Source organism: Bacillus sp. B.PNR1, from assembly GCF_030386235.1.
Taxonomy (GTDB): domain Bacteria; phylum Bacillota; class Bacilli; order Bacillales; family Bacillaceae; genus Bacillus; species Bacillus stercoris.
The window spans coordinates 891221-914990 of record NZ_JANYMN010000001.1 but is presented as its reverse complement, the minus strand read 5'-3'; the positions used below and the strand labels follow the sequence as shown (position 1 = coordinate 914990).

The following is a 23770-nucleotide window of genomic DNA, read 5'->3' as shown; positions in this document are numbered from 1 at the left end:
ATACGCGGCAGCCGCGTATGGTTTTTTTCACATTTCTTTTTTCAGTGTTTCAATTGCCTTTTCCATTTGCGTATCATTATTTGACAGCTTCTTTTGAAGTTCTGTCATTAATTTCGTTGTTGTATCGCCAGTCAATACGCCTGTTTCTTTCAGTTTCTCTTTTTTCTGGAACTGTTTGACGACAGATACAAAATCCTGGTCATACGTACCGGTAACCTTTACCTTGTAACCAAGTGCTTTGAGCATTTTCTGGGCCACTTTAACGTTTGTGCCTGAATCACCTGATTTGTACGTTTTATCTGCGTCCAAATACGGCAGCTTCGCGTAATCAGGCAGCTCTGCTTTCACTTGAGGTTTGATGCCTTTTTTGTGAATCCATTCACCGTCAGCAGTCAGCCATTTGGCGACTGTCAGTTTGACGGTAGAGCCATCATCATATTCTTTTGCCGTTTGCACTGTGCCTTTGCCGAATGTCGTTTCACCGATTAACGGTATGTTTGACGATTCATGAAGGGCAGCGGACATAATTTCGGCGGCGCTTGCTGTACCGTCATTTACCAAAACGACGGTCGGTTTGGTCACTTTACGTTCTTTTTCAGCCTTCATGACTTCTTTTGAACCGTTTTTGTATTCAACCTGCATGATGTTTTTCCCTTTATCAATGAACAGGTTGCTCATCGTAATCGCTTGTTCCATTAAGCCGCCCGGGTTGCCTCTCAAGTCTAAAATATAGCCTTTGGCGCCTTTTTTCTCTAAACTGTCAATCGCATTTGTCAGCTCTTTAGCTGTTGTTTCAGAGAAAGAAGTGATTTGAATTTCTCCGATGTTGTTGTCTTTCATCTCTGAATAGACAGTTTCTACAGGAATGGTATCGCGTTTAATGGAAAGATCGATATGACCCACTCCCGCTCTGTTCAGCTCAAGCTTCACCTTTGTGCCCTTTTTGCCTCGGATTAAAGCAACGGCCTCATTTACATTCATGCCTTTAACGCTTTTTCCATTCACCTTTAGGATTTGGTCCCTTGGTTTAATACCGGCTTTTTCAGCAGGTGAACCTTTAATTGGCGATACAATAAGGATTTCTCCGTCTTTCTCCTCCACTTGGGCACCGATTCCTTCAAAAGATGCAGAAATCGTTTCGTCGAATGATTTCGCTTGCTCTTGATCCATATATGTGGAATACGGATCATCCAGAGATTGAATCATTCCTTTAATTGCTCCGTCTACTAATTTGTCATCATCTGTTTTTTGGTAATAATCACTCTTGATTTGCTCATACGCTTTATTTAATTTGTCGAACTTGCTGTCTCCTGTGCTTGCTGATTTTTGGCCCAGGATACTGGAATTGCCCGTAATAAATAAAGTAAGCGCTGAAGCGACAACCGCAGTGATCAGCACAATAAAAAACAGTTTTAATTGCCGTTTCAATTAAACACCACCTTTTTCTTCTTACATTATTATCATGGACGAATTCTTATTCGTCAACTCGGAGCAGAAATGAGAGAGAAACGCCCTTCTTTTGCTTTTCATAAACCTATGTCTTTATACGACATATGATAAAGAAAAAGGAGGATTCGATATTGAGCCGATATTTAGAAATGCTGTCCTTATTCGGTGTCGCAGGAGCGCACCCAGGCGGGCTGGCTTTTTCAAAAGCAGTCTTGCAAAAGGCTGCGCCCTCCCCGGACCAGCCGATACTTGATGCTGGATGCGGAACAGGGCAAACAGCGGCTTATTTAGGACATTTGCTGTATCCTGTGACAGTCGTTGATAAAGATCCTATCATGCTTGAAAAAGCGAAAAAAAGATTTGCAAATGAAGGGCTTGCCATCCCTGCATATCAAGCAGAGCTGGAACATCTCCCGTTTTCTTCTGAGTCCTTTTCCTGCGTCCTGTCAGAGTCGGTCCTCAGTTTTTCACGCCTGACTTCCTCTCTTCAAGAAATTTCAAGAGTTTTAAAACCTGGCGGGATGCTGATTGGTATTGAAGCAGCTTTAAAAAAACCGATGCCCCCTGCAGAAAAGAATCAAATGATGGATTTTTACGGATTTACTTGCTTGCATGAAGAAAGCGAATGGCATAAACTCTTAAGATCTTATGGCTTTCAAAAAACGGAAGCGATGACACTGCTTCCAGAAGACATGGAATTTGAACCAACCACAGAAATGGATTTATCGCAAACGATCGCCCCCATCTATTACGATACGCTTCAAACACACTATCAGCTCATGCAAATATATAGTGAGTATATGGGTCATTGTATTTTTATCGCGTATAAGTAAAACGGCGTATCGCCCCCTATTTTCGTCCAACCTTTTTTTCCTATCTATCATATGCTGATAGAAAGTCAGTATAGGAGGGAACAATATTGGAGAGATATTACCATCTTTGCCGTAACCATCAAGGTAAAGTCGTCAGAATTACAGAGAGAGGCGGAAGAGTTCACGTCGGCAGAATTACCCGTGTAACAAGAGACAGAGTTTTTATTGCTCCGGTCGGCGCAGGGCCAAGAGGTTTCGGTTACGGATATTGGGGCGGTTATTGGGGATACGGAGCAGCTTACGGGATTTCCCTCGGTTTAATTGCAGGAGTGGCTCTGGCTGGTTTATTCTTCTGGTAAATAGAGAATCATAGTCAGATCAATGCTAGATTACCGAATACAAGTAAGCCCGCTTATCAATGGTAAGCGGGCTATCTCTTTTAGATTTTTTTCACTTTTTCAAAGTACTCTTCCAGCGTTAAATCATTATCATGCATGACTTTCGCGGCCTTTTTGCCTACATAGCGCAGGTGCCATGGCTCATATTCATATTTCGTAATATCTTCTTTATTTTTCGGATAGCGAATGACAAAGCCATATTTATAAGCATTGTCCTGCACCCATTTCCCATCGGCCGTGCTACCGAAGGCTTCATTTAGCTCAAAGCCATTGCTTCGGCTGGAAATGTCCATCGCAAGGCCTGTTTGGTGCTCACTTTCACCTGGATAAGCAACCGCTTCTCTTGCCTTCTTTTCTCCTTTAAGGCTTACTTCATTGTCGAAAATGACTTTCTGTCTGTCATACGCACGGTATCCTGAGACAGCCGCCAGTTCATAGCCTTCCTTTTTCGCAGCATCGAACATCGTTTTTAACGCATCTGCCGCTTCCTTTCTGATATAACGTTTTTGAATCTTTTCTTCAAAAGAAAACTCCACATCAGGTATGACAAGATCGCTAGGTTCATAGTTTCCGGGCAGCGCGTATTGTTTATTGACAAGCGCGAGTATATTTTCTGGATTTTGAATGGTTTCCAGACCGTCCACTTTTTTAATATCATTGAAATACTTGCTTTCCAATGAAAACTCACTGTCCTGGGTGTTTGTTTTTTTGCTGTCAGCTGTTTTTTGTTCTGCTTGCTTTGTTTCTGCTGTGGTTTTCGTATCCTTTTGAGCATCTCCATTTGACATGCTGCAGCCGGCTCCGACTATTGCCGTTACACTCAGAGCGGCAGCCAGTGAGAACCATTTACCGGACTTTTTCATATTACATTACCTTCCTTTTATCAATCGTTTCCGCATTCATAAAGAAGAGGCTGCCGGCACCCAGCACGCCTCTTGATTTATTTTATTGTGATACGGAATGTAAAGCCACTTCTATCATATCATGAAATGTGGTTTGACGCTCTTCCGCTGTCGTTTCTTCTCCTGTTAATACGTGATCACTCACGGTGAGAATTGACAGCGCTTTTCTTCCGTGCTTCGCTGCTAATGTATACAATGCAGTGGTTTCCATTTCAACACCCAGCACACCGTATTTTGCAAGCTTTTCAATTTGTGAATCGTCATTGTAGAACTGGTCAGCAGTAAATACGCTTCCTACAGTCACCGGCACGCCTTTATCCTTTGCGGCATCATAGGCATTTTTTAAAAGCTCGAAATCTGCACAAGGTGCAAAATCAATGCTTCCGAAAGCGACTCTGTTCATTTGTGAATCAGTTGAGGAGGTCATCGCTAAAATGACATCTCGCACTTTGACATCTTTACGGATAGCGCCGCAAGAACCTACTCTTATTAGATTCTGCACATCGTAGCTTTGAATTAATTCATTCACATAAATTGAAATAGACGGAACGCCCATTCCCGTGCCTTGCACTGAGATTTTTTTGCCTTTATATGTACCGGTAAACCCATACATGCCTCTGACTTCATTGTAGCATTCTACATTTTCAAGATACGTTTCTGCAATGAATTTTGCTCTGAGAGGATCACCCGGCAAAAGCACAGTATCCGCAATTTGTCCCTTTTCAGCACCTATATGTACGCTCATCTCATATCCTCCTGTAAATCTAAATTATCATCCAGCCCGTCCATTTTACAACGAATGTCATGATGAAACAAACTTCAGCATTGATTATAAAGGAATATGCAGAAAAAAGAAATGTTCGGGGATCTGTTAGGCGCTTTCTGAGAAAAGCGGATAATCGGGGTGTTAATTTGAAAACCTAACCGCAGGAAGGAGGGATGGGACATGGGTAAAAAACATCGTAACCGGATCACCGGCCAAAAAAAGAACAATCATATACCTGAAAAAGATATCATTGCAGCTGAAGAAGCACACGGGAAAGAATATTCCGCTGCCAAACGCAAGCCTTAAATTGCAGAAAACTGCGGATTTCCGCAGTTTTCTTTTCGTTATGTTGTTTGTACAATCAGACGGTTGATTTTCCTCCAGCCGGCGGGAAGCAGTTGATAATATGTTTTCCCTTTTCTGCCTTCATCAATCAGGATCACGTCCCCTGTAGCCATAAATCTCGCATCATAATCACTCGGAACAGTGTCGAATACATTAAACAAAGAGAACGCTCTTTTCAGTACATCTTGATGATCGCTCCCGTTCAGTTCAGTTCGATAGACGGCTTTGTAGCCCTTTTTTTCGCCAAACCGGGGTGTTTGAAATATTGTCACGTCATAGGAACAAGACTTCTTTTTAAACACGGATAACATCATCAAGATCCCCTCCCTTTTATTTCTTTAACATATTGGCTTTTTTGCTGTGTTTTCCTCTCTCTATTTTTGTCGAAACCGCTTAATCTTTTCGTCAAAATCTTTTACCAGGAAAAACAGAAGCAAGCCGAAACTGAAGCCTCCTAACACGTCTGTCAAAAAATGAACCCCCAGATAGACTCTGCTTAAGCCCACCAAAACAGTGATTACGCCGGCAATGGTATATACCATTTTTTTATGCTTGGACAAAAACGGGAGGTGTTTCACTAAAACATAAGCAATGACAGGATAGACACAAGCAGCATTCATAGAGTGGCCGCTCGGAAAACTGTAGGATGATTCATGAACCAGCGGTGCAAAATCAGGCCTCACTCTTTCGATCCATTCTTTTAGGACTTTGTTTAACAGCCGATCTGCGCCGAATACCAAGAGCATCAACAGGCCATCCCATGTTTTTCTGTAGAAAAACATGCCCGCTCCGATGATCACAATTAGAGGAAACAGAAAAGAAGAAGCACCAAGATGCGTGATTCCTGTCATGACATCATTAAGCCATGGCTGGCGGATCAAAACAGCCGCTTTGCTTATGGCTTCATCTGCGGATTGAACAGCATTTGTATGAATGGCAGCAGCTAGAACAAGGAAGAAAAGAAACAAACTAACGGGCTTGTACAACAATGTAACCACCTCAATTTCACAGAAGTCATAGAACATAAATAATAAAACCGGAGCTGACCGCTCCGGTTTTAAGCCTCACTCATCTTCATCCAGCTCTTCATCTATCATACATTTTTCTATCAAATAATCAAAGGTAATATCAGCGATTTCAAACAGCTCATCCTCACTCGGTATGTAGCCCCGTCTTGCAAGCTCTCTGTAAAAAAATTCAGCGATTTCTTCCGTATCAATCACAAGATCTATCTCTTTCATCTCCGTACCGCCTCCTTTTTTATGTTTTATGAAAAAACAGGCTGAATTATACCCGGTGTTCTAAACAATTCTTTCAGTCATATATTGAATAAAAAACGAGCCATGGGAGGCTGACGCTATGATCGCTAAAATGATGGAAGCACTGGACGGAGAAAGATTTGATATCATAATGGAAAAAACGCTCAAAGGGATGACGCGTGTCATGATTTGGGGCTGTCTGCCTTATTTTTTATATATCTTGATCCGTATGTTCACAAACTAACTGAAATGCTCTTTTAAACTTTCCAGAACAAACTTCATCATATCTTTATACTCTTCATCATGAAACATTTCGTACAGAATTTTGTAATCATTATAAATATCCAGAAGCTCATCAACAATTGATACAGCAAGGATGTGAAGGGTATCTTGATCTTCATCATCGCCTTCAAACTGAAGAAGAGCAGACGATGCGATATCTTCGCCGATCTCATGGCCAGTTTCTCCGACATAGTGGACAAACAACAGCTGGTGTACAAACTGGTCCATTTCATATTTTCTAAGCACCAGCGTGAGATCCTCTTCCTCCGTTTCAAGCCACTCTCCATCCTTTAAACGGGTGAGCTCATAAATGATATCTTCCCAGCCATCTTCTAAATATCTCCAAATTTCTGTCCTGTGGCCGATAATCCTAAAGAGTTCTTTTCCATAATCTTTTACATAAACAACGTCCCCAATAAGGAATTCATATTCAATATCAAGCTTTTCCATGTCGACAATGACACCCTCATAATCTTTATAAAGCTGAATGGACGATTCAAAGTATAAAACTTCGTTATGATTGACTTCATAAAGATAGTGTTTATCAATTTGATGCACTTTTGTGATGGTGCCAACTGTTCCATACATAATGACGACTACGATATCCCCTACTTGGAATTTCGGTTTATTTTGCTTCATGGTGTCTCCCCCTCGCCGCAACATTTCTCATACGCTATCGTATGCCGGGGGAAGCCAATTCGCATGGGCATGAAAACCAAAGGAAATATCCAATTATGGTATGAATATGGACATAAAAAAATCCGCAGTGATCTGCGGATGAAACAGCTATTATCTGCCGTGCACTTCAGCCTCGTATTGATCCCAAGCTTCATCAAACGTTGCCATCGTGTGAAGATAATCAGCATTCAGCTCCAAATACGAACTGATTTCATGATAATCGGTTGATGTTTTCGGAAAGCTGTGATCCTCATACGCCTGATTGGCAAATTCACTGATGCTGTCCTTCGGCTTCGGGTGTCTGTATTTTAATAAATAGTGATAAAAGGATTTCATGGGTTTCCCCTCCTGGTGTCTGTCTTTTGTTGTTCTATTATACAGTTCAAGTGTAAAATTACAACAAAAGAATACTGAAACATGACTCAGGAGAAGTCAAAATAGTTGCGTTTCAAAATCCTTTCTGTCTCCATGAGCTGCTGATACGTTAGGCTTTCAGGCAGTTTTTTTGTTTGAATCAAAAGCAGCTGATCCTCAATCTCCTTAACCGTATTTTCCTCTTGATAGCTCATACCGCAGGCAGCACATACCATGGCGGGGGTGTCTGTCAATTCTATAGCCCTCGTTCCATCAGGGAGCTCCCAGTACACGGTGTTCCTTCCGGGCACCGCTTCAAGTTCGCCGCACCATTCGCATGTTTTCATGAAGAATCTCCTCCGCTTTCAATCTCTTCCTGTTTTTTCTGCTGCGCCAAAAATTTCTTTTCTTTAAGCTGATCCCTTTTCTCACGGCGGTCTTTTAATGTTTCATGCTCCGGATTTGCGATGTATGCCTCTCTCCTTTTGATTCTGTCTACATTTTCAGGTGTAAATGAAACTTCTTTGTCAGCAAAAATGGCACTCAGCCCGACCGGATCCTTTTTGTCAGCGGTTTCAGGAAAAACGGACTCAAAATAAGCGTCTGCCTGGTTGGGGATATAATTCTCCGGTTCCGGATATGACGTAATCACACCTTCAAAATTTCTTAAGATGACTTTGTCTGGACTTTGTGACAGGACATAGTTTGGCTGCAGGGCGATTTTACCTCCGCCGCCTGGTGCGTCAACGACAAAGGTAGGAACCGCATAACCTGAGGTATGCCCTCTCAGCCCTTCAATGATCTCCAAACCTTTGGAAACAGGCGCCCTGAAATGCCCGATACCCTCTGACAGATCACATTGGTAGATATAATACGGACGGACTCTGATTTTTACCAAATCGTGCATAAGCTTTTTCATAATTGGAACCGAATCATTAATACCCGCTAATACGACAGCCTGATTTCCGACCGGCACACCTGCGTTCACAAGCTTTTCACAGGCTTCAACGGATTCCTCTGTCATTTCGATGCTTGTGTTGAAATGGGTGTTCAGCCAGACCGGATGATATTTTTTCAATATCTCACACAATTGATCGGTAATGCGCTGCGGAAAGACGACAGGCGCCCTTGTTCCGATTCTGATGACTTCCAAATGCGGAATGCTCCGCAGCTCTTTTAAAATGTATTCTAAAATTTGATCATTAATAAGCAGCCCGTCACCGCCTGAAATTAAACAATCACGGATTTCAGGTGTTTCCCGGATATAAGCAATTGCAGCATCCAGCTGTTTTTTAGGGACTCCCATTCCGATTTGTCCGGAAAAACGCCTTCTTGTGCAGTAGCGGCAGTACATGGAACATTGATTTGTGACAAGAAACAGTACACGGTCGGGATAGCGGTGTGTCAGACCCGGTACCGGTGAATCTTCATCCTCATGTAGCGGGTCTTCCAGATCGTATTTTGTTTTGTGCATTTCTTCAGAAAGCGGCACAGACTGCATGCGGATCGGGCATCTCGGATTGTCGGGGTCCATTAAAGAAGCATAGTAAGGCGTAATATTTAAGGGGATCGTTTTTGTAGAAATTCTGACACCTTCCTCTTCTTCCTTGGTCAGATTGATGACCTTCTTTAAATCCTCTAACGTTCTAACAGTATGTGTCAGCTGCCAAAGCCAATCGTTCCATTTCTCTTCCGGAACGTCCTTCCATAACTCGATCTCCTTCCAATGCCGTTTCGGTGTATACCATTTGTTTTCCAAACGAACTCCTCCTCGCGCATGTTTTGACTTACAGTTGTTTGCACCAAATATTCATGTTTTCAAGACCTTCGGCTATAAAGCAATTATTGATCAGCCTTCCGCCATACTGATAACCTGAATGGTACAACACAGCATTCATCCCAAAAGACGAAGCACGGGCGAGAGAAAACACATGGAAGATATCCCTTCCAGCCATTTCTTTTTCTAACGCCTTGATTAAAAAGCTTGTCAGCGAATGGCCGCGGTATTCCGGCAGCACAGCACAATCGGTTATTTCTGCATGCCCCAGCTCTGGATTGATTTCTGCGCTTGCTGCGCTGATCAAGCGGTCATGATCAAGCATGATATAATACACCGTATTTGCCTTCATCGTCTTTTCAATATAAGCGGGGTCAAATACGGGGGTCGGATACGTACGGAATACTTTTTTATACAGCATTGACAGCTGATACATGTCGTTTGTTTCTGCTTTTCTCATCGTAAATACGGGTATGTTGTCGTTGCGGAGACAGGGCACTGTGCGATATAAGGATTCGATGATCTCCTGTTCCTCAGTATATGAATCTGTTTGTCTCCGGTTTTCTGAAAGGTAACGAACCATGACACAAGCCGAATGGCCGAGATAATAGCCCTTTAGATAACCCTCCGGCGCAAATAATTGTTTGACAAGCATTGGTTCATCATGCTGCTTCGTATAGACGATGATTTTTTCCGCATTCTCTTCTTTCGCCGCTGCCACGATATCTGGCAGGGCCTTCTCAATGGCTCCGTCATAACAGACCACTCTGATTCGTTTATTAAAGCTGTCATGGTCCAAAACTGCTGTGACACCGCTACTCTTTATCGACTTGAGCATCCGCATCCTCCCCGTCTGTATGAAGCCCGCACCAATCCATGACAAAAAGTGCAATAATTTTAGCAGATTCTATCATGGCTTCAAGCTCAATGTATTCATTGGCCTGATGGGCCGCTTTTGTTTCCCCTGGCCCGAAGACGATCACTGGCGTATCTCCTGCATGATATAAAAGCCCTCCATCCGTTCCCCACGGGGAAGCTTCGAGAATCGGCTCTGTCTGTTTCATTTTTTGATAGGCTGATTGCAGCACAGAAATTAAAGGGTGGTCATCTGGTAAATCATTCGGCAGCCACTGAGCGCCAAACCATTCTACTTCTACGGGATGGCGTTTAAACCATTCGTCACGGTATTCTAAATCCTTCAGCCAGTTTTCCAATTCAAGTTTGACAGCTTCTGGTTTCTCATGGGGGGCAATTCCGCATCTCCCTTCTATGACGACACGGTCTGCAACCGAAGATGGCCAGGCACCGCCTGAGATGGTGCCGATATTCACCGGTACCGGTATTGGGATATTGTCATACAGCGGATCTGAGATTCTCGCATTGCGGACCTTTTCCAGCTCTTGTATCGCTGTGATAACATGCATGCTTTTTTCAATCGCGCTTACCCCTTCGTAGCGTGTGCCCCCATGTGCCGCTAATCCCTTCACTGTGATTCGAAACCACATTGAGCCCTGCTGCTTTATAAATAGTTTCATATTCGTCGGTTCAGGTATCAGCGCCCCGTCAGCACGATAGCCTCTCATGATGGCAGACAGTGTTCCGGCGCCGCCGCACTCTTCATCTACAACACTCTGAAACAATACATCTCCCTTCAATTTGACATCGCAGGCGTGCAAGGCTTCTAAAGCAAAAAGAAGGGCTGTATTGCCTCCCTTCATATCCGTTGAGCCACGGCCGTATATTTTACCGTTCTCTTCGAAAGCTTGATACGGTTCATACTTCCAATCCTTTACGTTTCCTTCAGGCACAACATCGATATGGCCGTTCAAAATCAGGGACCTGCCTCCGCCTGCTCCTGTTTTTTTCGCCACGATGTTCGGGCTCTCATGAAAATCAGAACGATTTGATTTAAAGTAGGGATGCTGTTTTAATTGCTTTAGGCTTGGCTCCCATACATCAATGTCCATATGAAATTGCCGGAGTTTTTCAAGCACAACAGCTTGAGCGTTAAACTCTGACCCCAAAGTGCTTTTTTCCCCAATCAGCCTTTTGAGAAGACGAATGGCTTTGGCCGAATGCTGATCAAGCCACCCGATAACTTTTCTTTCAATGTCTTGCATCCTCATTCCCCCTCTTAAGAAAAAGGCATATCTATTTTGATTTCAGCCTCTGTCAGCCTCGTCACCTCTTCGATTGTCGAGCCATTCATCAGCTCTTTTAAAATAAAGTGATGGCCATCGACCTCAAGAACCGCTTTTTCGGTAATAATCAAATCCACACAGCCTGCGGCAGTTAACGGCAGCGTACATCTTTCTGTTAATTTAGGCCTACCCTTTTGATCTGTATGACTCATGACAACAACCACTTTTTTCGCTTTTTGGGCAAGCTCCATCGCCCCGCCCATACCCGGCACCTTTTTTCCCGGAACAAGCCAATTTGCCAAATCGCCTGTTTGGCTCACCTGCAGGGCGCCTAAGATGGTAATGTCAATTTTGCCTCTTCTGATCATTGCAAAAGACATCGTAGTATCAAAATAGGAAGCCCCTTTTACAGCCCGGACAGGATATCCTGCAGCGTTGCATAAATGCGCATCCTCTTCTCCCATTTCAGGACTTTCTCCAATGCCAAGGACACCGTTTTCCGCTTGAAACATGACCTGCATGTCAGTTGGCAAAAAGTTAGGGACCAAGGATGGGATGCCGATGCCGAGATTCACAATCATGCCCTGCTTAATTTCAGCAGCAGCCCGTTTTGCGATTTGTTCTCTTTCTGCTACTCCCAAGCCCATTTCCACTTCACTCCTTCACTTCGTACAACCCCCTCGACAAAAACCCCCGGTGTGACAATCATTTCTTCAGAAATCTCTCCCATCGGGACGATACGCTCAGCTTCGGCAAAGGTTCTCCTGGCGGCCATTGCCATTAACGGATTCATATTGCGCGCGGTTTTGTCATACGTTAGATTGCCGAATTCATCGGCAATGCACGCATTGATGAAAGCAAAATCAGCCGTCAGCGCTTCTTCTATCAAATATCGTTTTCCCGCCACAGTTACGATGTCCTTTTCCTCGCAAACCATTTGATTATCAATGCCGATATCGCTTAAAATACCGCCAAGTCCTGCTCCGCCGGCGCGAATCCGCTCCGCAAGCGTTCCCTGAGGTGAAAATTGAACTTCTAATGTCCCGTCTGTCATCTGTTTCCCCGCTACAGGATTGGAACCGATATGCGAGGCGATCAGGGTTTTGACCCGTTGATTAACAATAAGCGGGCCGATCCCTATCTCCGGGAAACCGGCGTCATTGCAAATAACAGTTAAATCCGTTACACCGCTGTCCAAAATAGCCTCAATCAATGAAGGAGGCGACCCGACTCCTCCAAAACCGCCAAACATCAGAACCGATCCGTCCTGAACATCTGCAATTGCTGTTTCAATGCTGATTGCTTTTTGAAATGGCGCCATTTGATGTCAATCCTTTTTTAAGTTTTTTTCGACCGCTGCAACTGTTTCTGAAAAAATAGAGATAAGCTCTTCAACTTCACCGTCAGAAATGGTAAAAGGAGGAGCAATAATGACAGCATCTCCTTCTCCGCTGTCTATCCCAGCTTTGGAAGGATAAACAATCAGCCCGCGTTTTTTCGCCTCGCTGACAATAAGCTGGGTTACCGCCTGTTCTGGCGGAAACACTTTTTTCATTTTCTTGTCTGCCACAAATTCAATGCCTAATAGCAGACCCTTTCCGCGCACATCACCTATGATGCCGCTTTGAGATGCCGCCTCTTCAAGCTTCTTCTTCAGCACAGCTCCTTTTATTTCTGATTGTTTGATCAAGCCGTGCTTTAACACATACCGCAAAACTTCAAGAGCAGCTTTGGCTGAATAGGGATGTGCACTATATGTGTGGCCGCTCATAATCACACCTGATCCTTGTTTAATCGTTTCAACAATAGAATCAGATACAACAGCAGCAGCAATAGGGGCATACCCCGCACCGAGACCCTTGCCCAGTACAGCAATATCAGGAATGGTGTGCCAATGCTCTGTCGCAAGCATCCTTCCTGTTCTCCCAAGCCCTGTCATGACTTCGTCTGCAATAAAAAGCACGTCGTGTGTGCGGCATACCTCGCTTAATTTCTCATAATATCCCGGAGGCGGAGTAATCGCTGCTCCTGCAGCACCAATAATTGGCTCAGCCACAAAGCCAGCGATGAATTGGCTTCCGATTCTTTTGATTGCAGTGTCCAATTCATCAGCTGCAGACTGAACAAAATTTTCTGCCTTCTCTTGATTCAGCCGATAAAGGTGTGGAGCTGAGATAGCTGGATACCGTTCAATGAGATGGGTGAACCGGTATCTCCTTTCATAAAAACCAGATAATGAAAGCGCTCCCAAAGTTATTCCGTGGTAACTGCTCCACCGAGACAAAAAGATGGATTTTTGTGTTTGCTTTTTTTCCTGCCAATACTGAATGGCGATTTTCATCGCTGTTTCTATCGCTTCTGATCCGCTGTTGACAAAAAAAGACCAATTCACATCTCCCGGCAGCTCCCGTGCCAAGAGAGCGGCTAATTGCTCGGCGGGCTCGCTCGTAAACTGTGAGCGGTAAGCAAAAGACACCTGATCAAGCTGTTCTTTCAGCTTCTCAGTCACATCCCGAACTCCGTGGCCGATATTACATGTCACCGCACCTGACGAGCCGTCAAGATATTTTTTTCCGGTCTGATCATAAACATATGAACCCCTCGCATAACCGACAACCGGATAGACCGAGCTAAGCTCCGGCTTAATCAAATAACTGCTCATGCTCCCACCTCAAAACCCTTTTAACATATTGTATGAGTGTCCAAATGGCGGCATGACGTTCCCAGCAAAAACTTTTTCACATAAAAAGAGCCTCCCTGAAGGGGAAGGCTCTTTTTGAATTTCAGCATCTAGCAAATAAAAGCGGCTCCAACAATAATTAATAAAATGAACAAGACGACAATCAATACAAATGTATTTGTCCCGCAGCCAAATCCGTAACCGTATCCAGGGTATCCATACATGCTGTTTTCATCCTTTCTTATCACGATATACGGCATTTTATGCGGGCCAAGTCCCAAATGGTTTGTGCAAACGCCTATTTCATGTAAGGAAATAATGAAAAACAGTATGCACCCGCTCATATTTTTTAAATGTCAGCTTTTCGTAAAAATGGGTTGCACCGTCTGTGCTTGTAGCGACTAAGTAGGCTGCTTCCATTCCTAGTGATTTGGCGATGGACAGCATTTCTTGCACTAAGATACTGCCGTAGCCCCTCCTTTGAAACTGATCTAAAATTGCCACTTCTTCGATTTTAGCTGTTTTCTCTTGCTGATCGATAAACAGCTCTCCGCACCCAATGGGAATTTTCTGTGCCTGGTCGCTATAACAAACAACAAGAATGATTGTACCCGCTTCGTAGAAAGGATATTTTCTATTTAATTTTTGTTCGGCGATCGCTTCTCCAATATAAATGGAATCGTAAATTTTCATAATAGAAGATCCGTCGCTAAGGCTCTTTGCCGTCCCCCATGCGGTTAAAGGATGTCCCATCTGTCCCTTCCAGTCACTAAGCTTCATGTCATATAGTAGCTCATCCTCGACGACAAAACCGCTTTTTACAAGCGACTGCTTCAAACCGAGCGGAAAAACATGCTGCGGCGATGCTTTTAAATGGAGATAATTCGCTTCAAGCAGCTTTGGTACGGAGGGCAAAAAATTCAATAACCGCTCCAATGGAAACGTATCATGGAGCTGAACAAAATTATGAGAAAAAATTTGCGGAAGCTGAGGATCTCTGTATACGCTGTAATGATCAAACGATGTCGATTCAGACGTTAACAATATATATTGATGTTCCGTTTTTGCATAATGTCCTGTCATGAACGTCTCCTTTTTATGACCTATCCCTTTACTCTGTTGCAATGTTCAATTTCTTTATAATCTCATCGTACACCGGATAAAACGGCTTTCCAATTGGAAATTGCTGAATATTTCGGAAAGAAGCGGAGATTGGTTTCTGATGTAAAAAAAACTTCCTTGCTACTTGTTCACTAATTGGGTGAAAGAAGCCGTTTAGAAACAAAAACGGCTCGCGTTCGATGAAAAACAGCCTTCGGCCAGGCGGATTTTTGATCAATTCAGATCGCTTCCACATAATCGGCGGTCCTTCCAAAAGCGCCTCCAGCTCCTCTTTTCCAACTGTCAATATGTCTTTTCTTTGAAATTGATAAAATTGAAACGCATACTGGTCCACAATGCGCCTTTTTTTTCCGGCTTCGATATAAAATATGGCAGGATGGTCAGCTTCCTTTACTAAAATATAATTCGGAATGTTTATAATTTTCCCCATCCTATATTGGAATAAATATGGGTCTGGAACAGCGACAGTCCGATTTAGATACCAAAAACTCCACTTTTCCCCGACAGGGTGCCGTACACCCTGATCAAGAAAATACACAGTTTGATCTGAACCTTTCACAAAAGAGCCGTCAATCAAATCGGCGGGCAGAAACCGATATGCATTTTGAAATGAATCTGGGGTTTTATAAGTTGTATCTAATACTTCATTTATCGGCAGAAATGGGGTAAAGTTGTTGAGTCTCGCCCAAAAAATTGCGTCGCCATGATTCCAATGCTTCATATCATCATCCCAATAGCCTCCATATTTATAGTGAATGAGATTAAGTAGCGAACGGCGATGCATTACTGAACAATGATCAACATGAAAAGCCGCCTGCTCTAGCACTGCATTGGCATTTCTGTAGAAATGTGAGATTTCCTCTCCCCTTTCGTTTACATGTACAACTTTTTGTTTTGAATAGACAACCTGCGCTTCAGGCTGATGTGAAAATTCTTGCACCATACGGCTCAGCCGCTCGGGATGATAAACAGTGTCATCAGTAAGATAGGAAATGTAATCGCCGTCTGCAAATGGGAGCGCACTGTTAATTAATGTGGCATAACGGGCTGTTTTTAATCGATCTGCAGGTTGCACGAAACTGTTATGATATTGAATGCGCCGGTCATGGAGATACTTGTGAATCACCGCAGTTGTTTCTTCATTCGAATGATCATCCATAATAAAAAGCTCCCAAAGATCATGCGTTTGCTGAATCACACTTTCGATCGCTTTTTGCAAATATTTAGGTTTGTTGTAACTTGTTAAAATAATAGACACTTTCTCTCCCATCTATACCGCCCCCGCCGTCAAACATAAAAACGGCTCCGCAGCAAGCAGAGCCTCTGTCATCATTTAAAAAGCACCCCAGCTTACAACACTTGAGAGTGACACATGAGATCTCGTGTTATTTAACGGGTTTTGAAAAATAACCAAATCAGTCAGTACTTCTTTTACGATGACATTCTGAAGCGTATCTCCGTTGATCAAATGAACTTTTGAAACCGGTACGCCCAGCTCCTTTGCAAAAACGAGCTGGCGTCTGAGATCAGATGGATTTCCTTCAGTAGATGATTGACGAATAAGCAGAATCAGCAAAAGCAAAATAAAATGCAGTTCATCTTGGTTTTCTTCTCGATCCACTTGTTTCTCTAAATCCAAATAATCCCTCTCCCTTATCCCTTTACTCTGTTTCACAATATGAGCGACTTTGATGTATGGTATAGGGCTATGTCCACTCCATTAAAAAATCAGCATTTTCCTTAAATACATGAAAAATAGGTCTGGTACGGCGTTCGACTCATACCAAACAACAGCCAGAAGAATAGATTAACGTGAGTTCACTATCGAATAGGAGGTGTGTGTAATGAGCTCTGAAAATGCACAGTTAAAAAAGGATTTAATTAAAACCGTTTTAAGTCCTTTATTTCCAACTGCAACAGAAGGAGGAGAAAACATGGAAAGTAATCTTAAAGCCTTGCTTGAAGCTGCCATCGATCAAAAAGTAGATGAAAGTGAAACGGTTACGGCAGAATCTATTTTAGACCCTTCCCTTCCGGCAAGATGGATTTTTGCCAGAATTACGCCAGGCACGACAATCAGCATTGTGACTGATTCAGGTGACATGATCGGACCGGTTGTTTTCGTTGCTTTCGATCAAGTTCACGGTATCGTCTTTGTAACACAGGAAAGCTCCGTCACTCCGGCAGGTCAAGCTACAACATTAATTGATGTAGACAAAGTAGAAAGCGTTACGTTCTTTTCATAACATCCGATGAAAGTCTTGTATATCCAGTCGGGATACGGAGGCATATACAGTTATTTTGATCGCTGGGCTGAAGATTGTTTTCAGAACACTCATACAGAGTATATGATTGCAGATAAACCTGAAGCAGAATATTTGGTGAAGATCGAAGCGTTTCAGCCGGACTTCGCACTTATAATGGTTGGAGACCGCGTTCCTCACGACTGGCTGACCTGGTTAAAGGGTAAGGATATCCCCGTGTATGTTTGGCTGACCGAAGACCCATTTTATATTGATATCAGCCTACAGGTAATTAAGCTTGCTGACGCCATATTAACGATTGAACAAAATGCCGCTTTCTATTATCAAGAGCTCGGCTACCAGAACGTCTATTATGTTCCGATACCAGTTAACCATCGGCTGTTTAAAAAAATGGGCACCGAACATTCCTATCATTCAAATCTGTTAATCATCGGCTATCCTTACCCTAATCGGGTTCAGCTTATGAAAGAAGCGGTCCATCTGCCTTTCACGGTTCGGGTAATCGGCAAGGAATGGAGAAAATATCTGCCTAAAAAAGTGCTCAAACAGCCGCACATTGATGTCGTCAGCACATGGGTTCCACCCGAACAGGCCGTTCATTATTATAACGGAGCAGATATCGTAATCAATGCGCATCGGCCCTATCATTTTGCTTTCAACCAAAATACTATGCGCATCAAAAATGCCAGTTTTAATAACCGAACGTTTGATATCGCTGCATGCGAAGCATTTCAATTAACCGATTTACCCGCGGCCCATCCTTTTTCATCCTTTATTTCTTATCACGGCATGGACGACTTTAAGGAAAAAACCGCTTTCTATATCAAAAACCCTGAAGAACGGCATAAAGCTGCAGCAGCCAATTATAATGAGACCGTACCTGCATTTACGTTTGATGAGCTTCCTGCAACACTAAAGGCGATTCATCTGGCGCTTTCTTGAAAAATCGTTCATTGCTATGAACGATTTTTTCATTCACAGAAAAAAGCAGCTTGTTCAGCTGCTTTTGTTTCTAGTCGTCAGAACGGTCTTTCAGCTTCCTCGGGTTCACCTGTTTATGAAGATCAGGCATTCCGTCGAGATGCTGTGCAATTTGTTCCCACGATACAATTTTGAAGTTTTGATTGACTGCTTGTCCATTATCGATATTTTCGCCGTCCTGCGCCACAAAAATCCCATACGGATATTTTGGACCAAGCCCGAAACCGAGAACATCAATGCCATCCGTGTCACTAGTACCGTCTATCTTCTCTCCATCTGTAATTTCAAAGTTGGCCACATAGCGATTTTTCCCCTGCCGTTCATACATTGCATAGCTGTTATCTCCTTGACTTGAGGCCATGAGATATCCTTTGCCATTTGGTGCATAATAGATTGTCAGTCCTTCAATATCAGCTGTCAAATGTTCACCTGTCGCACGGTCAACAACCTGTCCCTTTGATCCTCCGCCTGGCTCAGCGTTAAATTTCCAGATCGCCTCATCTTCCTCTGCTATGTATAGATTTCCGTACTCGTCATCCGCAACAAGGCCTTCAGTCTGAGAATTCAACTTAAATTCACGCACTTTTTTTCCTGTTACAAAACCTTTTCCACCATCAACAATTTCATACTGCTCAAATTCCCCTTGTTTGCCTGTCACTAATGCGTAAAATGCCCCTGTTTTCTGGCTGTGATACAGGCTGAATCCGTAAACCTCAGAAATACCAGTGGAAATAGGATGTTTCGGATCTGTAATACTTTTCAATTTTCCTTTATCCCCGTCTATTGCATATACTTCAATTGTATTTTTTCCTTCAGACCTGTTGGATGCTGCAGCAATATCAATTTTTTCACCTTTCAATGGAAAATCATAGCGCAGATCGACATTATTGAGCTTGCCAAATTCATAAGAATGAAGCTGCTTTCCATCTAAATCATACACGACGAGCCCTGATTTCTTATTTGTCGTAATTAATTTGCTTTTTTCCGGATGTTTCTCATGTACCCAAATAGCCGGATCATCAGCTGCGTCATCACCAGAAGCGACCGGATCTGTCTCCGTTTGCGCAGTCACTTTGAAATGATGTTCCTCACTCACATCATGAGCCGACACCGAGTTTGCTGTCAGGCTAAGCAATAAACCCGCGGCGGTGCTTAGCAGCATTGTTTTTGAAAACTTCATTTGGTACCCTCCTCTTTTATCACTATCATCCCTATTGTAAAATATATACATGTATTTACCGTGAGGAAAATGAACCTTTTTTTATAGGGTTTCTGGCTCATAAACAACTTTCCCTAAAGAGGTACGTGAGATGACTTTGTCAGCTTTGTTTTTGAGGTGCGAAATAAAAACATAATGAATATTTAGTACATTGTTTATTTAGTTTCATCATTTTCTATTAAAAAAGAACACGTTGTGACATGATCATTCCCCTAAATTTTGTTTTATTGGTTGCTTTCATTAATTCGATTATAAAGTTGAACATATGATGCATGGTAGAGAAACGAGAGTTGGAGGATAAGCCATGCCTAAACAGCAAACAGCAGAACTAAAACCATTTTTTCATAACAAAACAGTTTTAGTCACTGGCGGAACAGGTTCAATCGGGAGTCAAATTGTCAAACGCCTTTTGCTGCTTACACCTAAACAGGTGATTGTATTCAGCAAAGACGATAGTAAACAGTATGTCATGAGCCAAAAGTATGCGGAGGATAAGCGACTATTCTTTGTACTCGGAGATGTGCGCGATCACAGAAGGGTGAATCAGGTGATGAAAGGCGTCGATATCGTCTTTCACGCGGCTGCGCTAAAACAGGTTCCGACATGTGAGGATCATCCATTTGAAGCGATCCAGACCAATCTCATCGGCGGACAAAATGTGGTGGAAGCTGCCCTTTTACACCGAGTGCAGCATGTCATTAATATCAGTACAGATAAAGCTGTATCTCCTGTGAACACAATGGGTGCCACCAAGCTGTTATCTGAAAAGCTGTTTCATCAAGCAAACCGCCACGTTCAAAACAAAGGAACCGTGTTTTGTTCGGTCCGCTTCGGAAATGTTCTGGGCTCCAGGGGTTCGGTCATCCCTATATTATTTGAACAGATGATGGAGGGTCAGCCTCTGACTATCACAGACAAGAACATGACCAGATTTTTCATGTCAATAGACGATGCAGCTACATTGACTTTGCAATCAGCTGCGATTACAAAAGGCGGAGAAACCTTTATTTTTAAAATGGAATCACTGAAACTTGAAGAACTGATTCATGGATTTGAAGAATATGCATCGCAGCACGGGCTCCCGCGGCCGGCTGCAGTAGAAGTCGGCAAGCGTCCAGGTGAAAAGCTTCACGAAGAATTAACATCCCCGCATGAAATTGAATCACTGTATGAATGGGGCAACCTTTATGCGATCCTTCCAGAGCCTGAAAAACATCCTGACTTTCGCAAAGTCAATCTGCCTGGGTATCAATCTGATCAGGCCCCGCTCATTACGAAAGAAAGAATTGCCCAGATTATTGAAGACTTGCATCAAGAGAAAAAGGCATAAAAACAAGCCTGTCTATCCATTAGGCAGGCCTGTTTTTAATATTTTATTTATCAAAGAGATGCAGGTAACTTTCGTATCCTTCCTCTTTCAGCTTATGCTTTGGAACAAACCGCAGCGCTGCTGAATTTATGCAGTAACGAAGCCCGTTTGGCCCCGGACCGTCATTAAATACATGGCCAAGATGAGAGTCAGCAGTTCGGCTTCTTACTTCAGTGCGAATCATGCCATGGCTCGTGTCCAGTTTTTCTTCCACTTCTTCTTCTTCAACCGGCTTTGTAAAGCTTGGCCAGCCGCAGTGGGAATCAAATTTATCCTTGGATGTAAACAATGGCTTGCCTGACACAATGTCTACATAGAGCCCTTCTTCCTTGTGATCCCAATATTCATTTTGAAACGGCGGCTCCGTGCCGTTATTTTGCGTTACTTCGTATTGTATGCGATTTAATGACTTCATTTTTTCTTCTTTATTGTACGCCATTTATTTATCCCCCCAATGCTCATTAATAAATCCGGCACGTCCGGAGCCTGTCCGGTAGCGTTGATAATGTGCTGGATTCTTTTTATAAAAATGCTGATGGTAACCTTCCGCTTCATAGAAAGGTTCAGCTTTTAAAATGTCCGTTACAATCGGATCTTTAAAGATGCCGCTTTCCGAAAGACGTTGCTTGGAAGCTTCCGCAAGCTCCTTTTGTTTATCATTATGATAAAAAATGGCTGCGCGGTAGGAACTGCCGCGATCAGCAAACTGGCCGCCGGCATCAGTCGGATCGATTTGCTGCCAAAATAATTCAAGCAGTTTTTCATAAGGGAATACATCAGGATGAAACGTGATTTGAACAGCTTCACGATGTCCTGTCGTTTCACTGCACACCTCTTCATACGTAGGGTTTTCAGTATGGCCGCCTGTATACCCGGACACCACTTTTTCAATTCCCGGCTGTTCGTCAAAAGGTTTAACCATACACCAAAAACAGCCTCCTGCAAATGTGGCGATTTCTTTTTTTTCAGACATACTGGTGCCTCCTTTGTTAATACGTGGTATTATTATATTATAGCATGTAAAAATAGAATGAAAATGATTCTGCTTTTCAATAAAATCTATAGGTTTTAAGCAATATGCTTATGTAATGGAGGTTCACAAATTTGAAAGTAAGAACACAGATGATGTACGATATGGAAACTTTACTCCGTAAAGTCTTTAAACAAATACGCAATGAAATCAATGAAATTTTAGATAAAGAGCTGTCGCGGAATGAATTCACCATTCTTCGGATCCTCAGTGAGCAAGGGCCTAAAAAAGTCACTGAATTTGCGCCTATTTTAGAGGTATCGGCAAGCCACATTACGGCTGTGACTGATGCGCTGGTAGAAAAGGAATGGATTACGAGAATCAGATCGAAGGAAGACAGACGCATTATTCGCATTCATATCACTGAAGCTGGCGAAACAGTCCTTCAGCACTTTAACGAGAAAAAAACGGAATATTTCTTCAAACGCTTTGACTGTTACACTGATGCTGAACTTGCCACGTTAATCGAGCTCTTCAGCAAACTTGATAAAAAACGGTAAAAAAAAGCACATACCGCTATATAGGTATGTGCTTTTCGCAGTGCTTCACTTATTTTTCAGCAAACAGCTTCATTGTTTTCCAGCGGCCATACCTGTAATACAAAAATGCCGCGCAGCTGCTAAATAAAAAACTCATTCCGATTCCAAGCCCGATTCCTTTTTGTCCAAGCCAAGCTGAAAAGAGAACCGTGAAAGGATATCGCAGCACCCAAAACGAGATTAAATTTAAAACCAGCACCTGCAGCATCGCTCCCGCGGCTCTGACAATTCCGTTCAGCACGAAATTAATCCCAATAAAAGGGTAGAAAAACGCGATCCACCGCAAATATTGTTCACCAAATGCGATCGCATCAGGCTCGCTGATAAATAACCTTATAAGGTATTTACCAAACACCCAAATCATAACCGCAATCACCAGCATGCAGGAAATAACAGCCAGCACACCAAGCCTTGCAATCGTTCCTACTCTTTTATTGTTTCCGATTCCGATATTTTGCCCTGCCATACTGTTGACGGCCGTACCGGCAGCCATTGCTGGAAGCGTGATGATGCTGTCGAGCCGCTGGACCGCGCCAAAACCTGATACCACGTGCTCCCCGTATGAGTTGACAACACTCATAATCGCCATCATACCGCCTGTAATCACCATCATCTGCAGACCGGCCGGAATTCCGAGTTTTAAAATCAGCGCAGACTCTTCCCACTTGGGCACTCTCGGAATTGAGAATGGCGCAAGCTTGTGTTTGATGACATAAAACAACCCATACAGAAACGCAATGCCTTGCGACAAAATCGTTGAATAAGCCGCACCCGCTATTCCCATGTGAAACACAGAAATAAAGAGCGGCGCCAGCACTGTATTCAGTACAACAGCAAACGCAATAAACCGGAGCGGTGTCTTGCTGTCGCCCAGCGCCCGAAGCACAGTACTGATAAAGTTATAACCAAATAAAAACAAAATGCCAATAAATTGAATCTGCAAATAAGTCTCAGCAAGCGGCAGCATAGACTCCGGCGTTTTTAGAAGACGCAGCAAAAGCTCTGACAGAAAAAAACCGGCCGCGCCGAATCCGATGCTTAGGCCTGTTAATAAAACAACAAAAGCGTTAATATACGACGTCATTCCCTTTTCATCATCTTTTCCTTTTTGCTGAGATAAAATGGTTAACGTCGCATTGTTAAGGCCCAAAATAAAAGACAGCACGGTTAGAACAATCGTGCTTGATACCGCGGCTGCCCCAAGAGCCTGTGCCCCCAGTAAATTGCCGATCCACAAGCTGTCTATAAACTGAAAGGAAACCTGCAATGCGTTTCCGAGCATAATAGGCGTTGAAAACAGTACAAGCTGTTTCAGCACGTTCCCCTGTGTAAAATCGTATGCTTTCATCTTTTCTCCTTGTATTCTCAAATTTTCTTCGGACCGCACGAAAAAAGAGACGTTG

At 43.1% G+C, this 23770-nt stretch carries 31 protein-coding genes and 1 pseudogene; 8 read left to right on the top strand and 24 right to left on the bottom strand.

What is annotated here, in order from left to right:
- Positions 1-27: 27 nt before the first annotated feature.
- The gene (gene ctpA, locus NZD81_RS05135) at positions 28-1428 is read right to left on the bottom strand and encodes a carboxy-terminal processing protease CtpA (protein WP_069149737.1); all 1401 of its coding nucleotides are present in this window, start codon (positions 1426-1428) and stop codon (positions 28-30) included.
- A gap of 152 nt (positions 1429-1580) precedes the next feature.
- On the opposite strand from ctpA, the gene NZD81_RS05130 reads away from it, so the two are divergent.
- Entirely contained in the window at positions 1581-2282 is a 702-nt protein-coding gene (locus tag NZD81_RS05130; protein WP_014664296.1) for a class I SAM-dependent methyltransferase, read from the top strand.
- Between the two features lie 86 nt (positions 2283-2368).
- Positions 2369-2620, top strand: a complete 252-nt coding sequence (locus NZD81_RS05125) for a hypothetical protein (RefSeq protein ID WP_014664297.1) — start codon at positions 2369-2371, stop codon at positions 2618-2620.
- Positions 2621-2700: 80 nt separating this feature from the next.
- Here the strand turns inward: NZD81_RS05125 and ldcB are convergent, their stop codons facing one another.
- Positions 2701-3522 carry an LD-carboxypeptidase LdcB gene (gene ldcB / locus NZD81_RS05120; protein WP_014664298.1) on the bottom strand — a complete coding sequence of 274 codons (822 nt, stop codon included), beginning with the start codon at positions 3520-3522 and terminating at the stop codon, positions 2701-2703.
- Positions 3523-3604: 82 nt separating this feature from the next.
- The gene (gene deoD, locus NZD81_RS05115) at positions 3605-4306 is read right to left on the bottom strand and encodes a purine-nucleoside phosphorylase (protein WP_003241589.1); all 702 of its coding nucleotides are present in this window, start codon (positions 4304-4306) and stop codon (positions 3605-3607) included.
- A 201-nt stretch (positions 4307-4507) separates the two neighbouring features.
- Between deoD and NZD81_RS05110 the strand changes: the two genes are divergently transcribed.
- Complete coding sequence (locus NZD81_RS05110) at positions 4508-4633, top strand: hypothetical protein (protein ID WP_003231174.1); 126 nt, start codon at positions 4508-4510, stop codon at positions 4631-4633.
- 38 nt (positions 4634-4671) lie between these two features.
- Here the strand turns inward: NZD81_RS05110 and yodL are convergent, their stop codons facing one another.
- The 3 genes from yodL to NZD81_RS05095 all read right to left on the bottom strand — a co-directional run bounded on the left by yodL (position 4672) and on the right by NZD81_RS05095 (position 5913).
- Positions 4672-4986: a shape determination protein YodL gene (gene yodL / locus NZD81_RS05105; RefSeq protein WP_014664300.1), complete on the bottom strand. Its 315-nt coding sequence runs from the start codon at positions 4984-4986 to the stop codon at positions 4672-4674.
- Between the two features lie 60 nt (positions 4987-5046).
- Entirely contained in the window at positions 5047-5658 is a 612-nt protein-coding gene (gene pgpB, locus NZD81_RS05100) for a phosphatidylglycerophosphatase PgpB (RefSeq protein ID WP_289859682.1), read from the bottom strand.
- A 78-nt stretch (positions 5659-5736) separates the two neighbouring features.
- Positions 5737-5913, bottom strand: coding sequence for a YozD family protein (locus NZD81_RS05095; RefSeq protein WP_003231166.1), 177 nt, complete (start codon positions 5911-5913; stop codon positions 5737-5739).
- Between the two features lie 118 nt (positions 5914-6031).
- Here NZD81_RS05095 and NZD81_RS05090 point away from each other — a divergent pair, with 118 nt between their 5' ends.
- The gene (locus NZD81_RS05090; protein ID WP_040082865.1) at positions 6032-6175 is read left to right on the top strand and encodes a hypothetical protein; all 144 of its coding nucleotides are present in this window, start codon (positions 6032-6034) and stop codon (positions 6173-6175) included.
- Here NZD81_RS05090 and NZD81_RS05085 read toward each other — a convergent pair.
- The 14 genes and pseudogenes from NZD81_RS05085 to cgeC form a co-directional block, all read right to left on the bottom strand.
- A complete protein-coding gene (locus NZD81_RS05085) occupies positions 6172-6852 on the bottom strand; it encodes a hypothetical protein (RefSeq protein ID WP_014664302.1) in 681 nt (226 codons plus the stop codon). The two genes, NZD81_RS05090 and NZD81_RS05085, sit on opposite strands and share 4 nt — an antisense overlap.
- 150 nt (positions 6853-7002) lie before the next feature.
- Entirely contained in the window at positions 7003-7227 is a 225-nt protein-coding gene (locus NZD81_RS05080; protein WP_003241575.1) for a YozE family protein, read from the bottom strand.
- 86 nt (positions 7228-7313) lie between these two features.
- Entirely contained in the window at positions 7314-7592 is a 279-nt protein-coding gene (locus NZD81_RS05075) for a YokU family protein (RefSeq protein WP_040082864.1), read from the bottom strand.
- Complete coding sequence (gene kamA / locus NZD81_RS05070; RefSeq protein WP_289859681.1) at positions 7589-9004, bottom strand: lysine 2,3-aminomutase; 1416 nt, start codon at positions 9002-9004, stop codon at positions 7589-7591. Before kamA ends, NZD81_RS05075 begins: the two co-directional genes overlap by 4 nt.
- A 28-nt stretch (positions 9005-9032) precedes the next feature.
- A complete protein-coding gene (ablB, locus tag NZD81_RS05065) occupies positions 9033-9860 on the bottom strand; it encodes a putative beta-lysine N-acetyltransferase (protein WP_205440300.1) in 828 nt (275 codons plus the stop codon).
- Entirely contained in the window at positions 9838-11148 is a 1311-nt protein-coding gene (locus NZD81_RS05060; protein WP_205440301.1) for a peptidase, read from the bottom strand. The genes ablB and NZD81_RS05060 overlap by 23 nt, the downstream gene beginning before the upstream one ends.
- Before the next feature lie 8 nt (positions 11149-11156).
- A complete protein-coding gene (locus NZD81_RS05055) occupies positions 11157-11810 on the bottom strand; it encodes a 3-oxoacid CoA-transferase subunit B (protein WP_289859680.1) in 654 nt (217 codons plus the stop codon).
- A complete protein-coding gene (locus tag NZD81_RS05050) occupies positions 11795-12484 on the bottom strand; it encodes a CoA transferase subunit A (protein WP_014664308.1) in 690 nt (229 codons plus the stop codon). Before NZD81_RS05050 ends, NZD81_RS05055 begins: the two co-directional genes overlap by 16 nt.
- Before the next feature lie 6 nt (positions 12485-12490).
- Positions 12491-13825 carry an aspartate aminotransferase family protein gene (locus NZD81_RS05045; RefSeq protein WP_282372400.1) on the bottom strand — a complete coding sequence of 445 codons (1335 nt, stop codon included), beginning with the start codon at positions 13823-13825 and terminating at the stop codon, positions 12491-12493.
- Positions 13806-13960, bottom strand: a pseudogene (locus NZD81_RS05040) (hypothetical protein). The gene NZD81_RS05045 and the pseudogene NZD81_RS05040 overlap by 20 nt, the downstream one beginning before the upstream one ends.
- Positions 13954-14103 carry a YjcZ family sporulation protein gene (locus tag NZD81_RS21245; RefSeq protein ID WP_370881202.1) on the bottom strand — a complete coding sequence of 50 codons (150 nt, stop codon included), beginning with the start codon at positions 14101-14103 and terminating at the stop codon, positions 13954-13956. The pseudogene NZD81_RS05040 and the gene NZD81_RS21245 overlap by 7 nt, the downstream one beginning before the upstream one ends.
- Positions 14104-14146: 43 nt before the next feature.
- The gene (cgeE, locus tag NZD81_RS05030; protein ID WP_040082856.1) at positions 14147-14926 is read right to left on the bottom strand and encodes a spore maturation N-acetyltransferase CgeE; all 780 of its coding nucleotides are present in this window, start codon (positions 14924-14926) and stop codon (positions 14147-14149) included.
- A 28-nt stretch (positions 14927-14954) separates the two neighbouring features.
- Entirely contained in the window at positions 14955-16235 is a 1281-nt protein-coding gene (gene cgeD, locus NZD81_RS05025; protein WP_282372405.1) for a spore maturation glycosyltransferase CgeD, read from the bottom strand.
- Between the two features lie 63 nt (positions 16236-16298).
- Positions 16299-16604, bottom strand: a complete 306-nt coding sequence (gene cgeC, locus NZD81_RS05020; protein ID WP_014664314.1) for a spore maturation protein CgeC — start codon at positions 16602-16604, stop codon at positions 16299-16301.
- Between the two features lie 205 nt (positions 16605-16809).
- On the opposite strand from cgeC, the gene cgeA reads away from it, so the two are divergent.
- Positions 16810-17211, top strand: coding sequence for a spore crust protein CgeA (cgeA, locus tag NZD81_RS05015; protein WP_040082853.1), 402 nt, complete (start codon positions 16810-16812; stop codon positions 17209-17211).
- A gap of 6 nt (positions 17212-17217) precedes the next feature.
- Entirely contained in the window at positions 17218-18171 is a 954-nt protein-coding gene (gene cgeB / locus NZD81_RS05010) for a spore maturation protein CgeB (protein WP_172640313.1), read from the top strand.
- A 70-nt stretch (positions 18172-18241) separates the two neighbouring features.
- Here cgeB and NZD81_RS05005 read toward each other — a convergent pair whose 3' ends face one another.
- On the bottom strand, positions 18242-19390 hold the full coding sequence (locus NZD81_RS05005) for a phytase (RefSeq protein WP_282372410.1): 1149 nt from the start codon (positions 19388-19390) through the stop codon (positions 18242-18244).
- 343 nt (positions 19391-19733) lie between these two features.
- Here NZD81_RS05005 and NZD81_RS05000 point away from each other — a divergent pair, with 343 nt between their 5' ends.
- Positions 19734-20759 carry an SDR family NAD(P)-dependent oxidoreductase gene (locus tag NZD81_RS05000; protein ID WP_172640315.1) on the top strand — a complete coding sequence of 342 codons (1026 nt, stop codon included), beginning with the start codon at positions 19734-19736 and terminating at the stop codon, positions 20757-20759.
- 43 nt (positions 20760-20802) lie between these two features.
- On the opposite strand, the gene msrB is transcribed toward NZD81_RS05000, so the two are convergent.
- Entirely contained in the window at positions 20803-21237 is a 435-nt protein-coding gene (gene msrB, locus NZD81_RS04995; protein ID WP_014664319.1) for a peptide-methionine (R)-S-oxide reductase MsrB, read from the bottom strand.
- Positions 21238-21771, bottom strand: coding sequence for a peptide-methionine (S)-S-oxide reductase MsrA (gene msrA, locus NZD81_RS04990; RefSeq protein WP_040082847.1), 534 nt, complete (start codon positions 21769-21771; stop codon positions 21238-21240).
- 131 nt (positions 21772-21902) lie between these two features.
- On the opposite strand from msrA, the gene NZD81_RS04985 reads away from it, so the two are divergent.
- On the top strand, positions 21903-22328 hold the full coding sequence (locus tag NZD81_RS04985; RefSeq protein WP_282372416.1) for a MarR family transcriptional regulator: 426 nt from the start codon (positions 21903-21905) through the stop codon (positions 22326-22328).
- Between the two features lie 49 nt (positions 22329-22377).
- Here the strand turns inward: NZD81_RS04985 and NZD81_RS04980 are convergent, their stop codons facing one another.
- Positions 22378-23715, bottom strand: coding sequence for an MATE family efflux transporter (locus tag NZD81_RS04980; protein ID WP_282372417.1), 1338 nt, complete (start codon positions 23713-23715; stop codon positions 22378-22380).
- Positions 23716-23770: the final 55 nt, after the last annotated feature.

What these genes read in the sequence shown, in the direction of transcription:
- ldcB (WP_014664298.1), bottom strand. Translation starts at nt 3,522, where the DNA reads ATGAAAAAGTCCGGTAAATGGTTCTCACTGGCTGCCGCTCTGAGTGTA.
- deoD (WP_003241589.1), bottom strand. Translation starts at nt 4,306, where the DNA reads ATGAGCGTACATATAGGTGCTGAAAAGGGACAAATTGCGGATACTGTG.
- NZD81_RS05110 (WP_003231174.1), top strand. Translation starts at nt 4,508, where the DNA reads ATGGGTAAAAAACATCGTAACCGGATCACCGGCCAAAAAAAGAACAAT.
- yodL (WP_014664300.1), bottom strand. Translation starts at nt 4,986, where the DNA reads ATGATGTTATCCGTGTTTAAAAAGAAGTCTTGTTCCTATGACGTGACA.
- NZD81_RS05095 (WP_003231166.1), bottom strand. Translation starts at nt 5,913, where the DNA reads ATGAAAGAGATAGATCTTGTGATTGATACGGAAGAAATCGCTGAATTT.
- NZD81_RS05090 (WP_040082865.1), top strand. Translation starts at nt 6,032, where the DNA reads ATGATCGCTAAAATGATGGAAGCACTGGACGGAGAAAGATTTGATATC.
- NZD81_RS05085 (WP_014664302.1), bottom strand. Translation starts at nt 6,852, where the DNA reads ATGAAGCAAAATAAACCGAAATTCCAAGTAGGGGATATCGTAGTCGTC.
- NZD81_RS05080 (WP_003241575.1), bottom strand. Translation starts at nt 7,227, where the DNA reads ATGAAATCCTTTTATCACTATTTATTAAAATACAGACACCCGAAGCCG.
- NZD81_RS05075 (WP_040082864.1), bottom strand. Translation starts at nt 7,592, where the DNA reads ATGAAAACATGCGAATGGTGCGGCGAACTTGAAGCGGTGCCCGGAAGG.
- ablB (WP_205440300.1), bottom strand. Translation starts at nt 9,860, where the DNA reads ATGCTCAAGTCGATAAAGAGTAGCGGTGTCACAGCAGTTTTGGACCAT.
- NZD81_RS05060 (WP_205440301.1), bottom strand. Translation starts at nt 11,148, where the DNA reads ATGAGGATGCAAGACATTGAAAGAAAAGTTATCGGGTGGCTTGATCAG.
- NZD81_RS05055 (WP_289859680.1), bottom strand. Translation starts at nt 11,810, where the DNA reads ATGGGCTTGGGAGTAGCAGAAAGAGAACAAATCGCAAAACGGGCTGCT.
- NZD81_RS05050 (WP_014664308.1), bottom strand. Translation starts at nt 12,484, where the DNA reads ATGGCGCCATTTCAAAAAGCAATCAGCATTGAAACAGCAATTGCAGAT.
- NZD81_RS05045 (WP_282372400.1), bottom strand. Translation starts at nt 13,825, where the DNA reads ATGAGCAGTTATTTGATTAAGCCGGAGCTTAGCTCGGTCTATCCGGTT.
- NZD81_RS21245 (WP_370881202.1), bottom strand. Translation starts at nt 14,103, where the DNA reads ATGCCGTATATCGTGATAAGAAAGGATGAAAACAGCATGTATGGATAC.
- cgeE (WP_040082856.1), bottom strand. Translation starts at nt 14,926, where the DNA reads ATGACAGGACATTATGCAAAAACGGAACATCAATATATATTGTTAACG.
- cgeD (WP_282372405.1), bottom strand. Translation starts at nt 16,235, where the DNA reads ATGGGAGAGAAAGTGTCTATTATTTTAACAAGTTACAACAAACCTAAA.
- cgeA (WP_040082853.1), top strand. Translation starts at nt 16,810, where the DNA reads ATGAGCTCTGAAAATGCACAGTTAAAAAAGGATTTAATTAAAACCGTT.
- cgeB (WP_172640313.1), top strand. Translation starts at nt 17,218, where the DNA reads ATGAAAGTCTTGTATATCCAGTCGGGATACGGAGGCATATACAGTTAT.
- NZD81_RS05005 (WP_282372410.1), bottom strand. Translation starts at nt 19,390, where the DNA reads ATGAAGTTTTCAAAAACAATGCTGCTAAGCACCGCCGCGGGTTTATTG.
- NZD81_RS05000 (WP_172640315.1), top strand. Translation starts at nt 19,734, where the DNA reads ATGCCTAAACAGCAAACAGCAGAACTAAAACCATTTTTTCATAACAAA.
- msrB (WP_014664319.1), bottom strand. Translation starts at nt 21,237, where the DNA reads ATGGCGTACAATAAAGAAGAAAAAATGAAGTCATTAAATCGCATACAA.
- msrA (WP_040082847.1), bottom strand. Translation starts at nt 21,771, where the DNA reads ATGTCTGAAAAAAAAGAAATCGCCACATTTGCAGGAGGCTGTTTTTGG.
- NZD81_RS04980 (WP_282372417.1), bottom strand. Translation starts at nt 23,715, where the DNA reads ATGAAAGCATACGATTTTACACAGGGGAACGTGCTGAAACAGCTTGTA.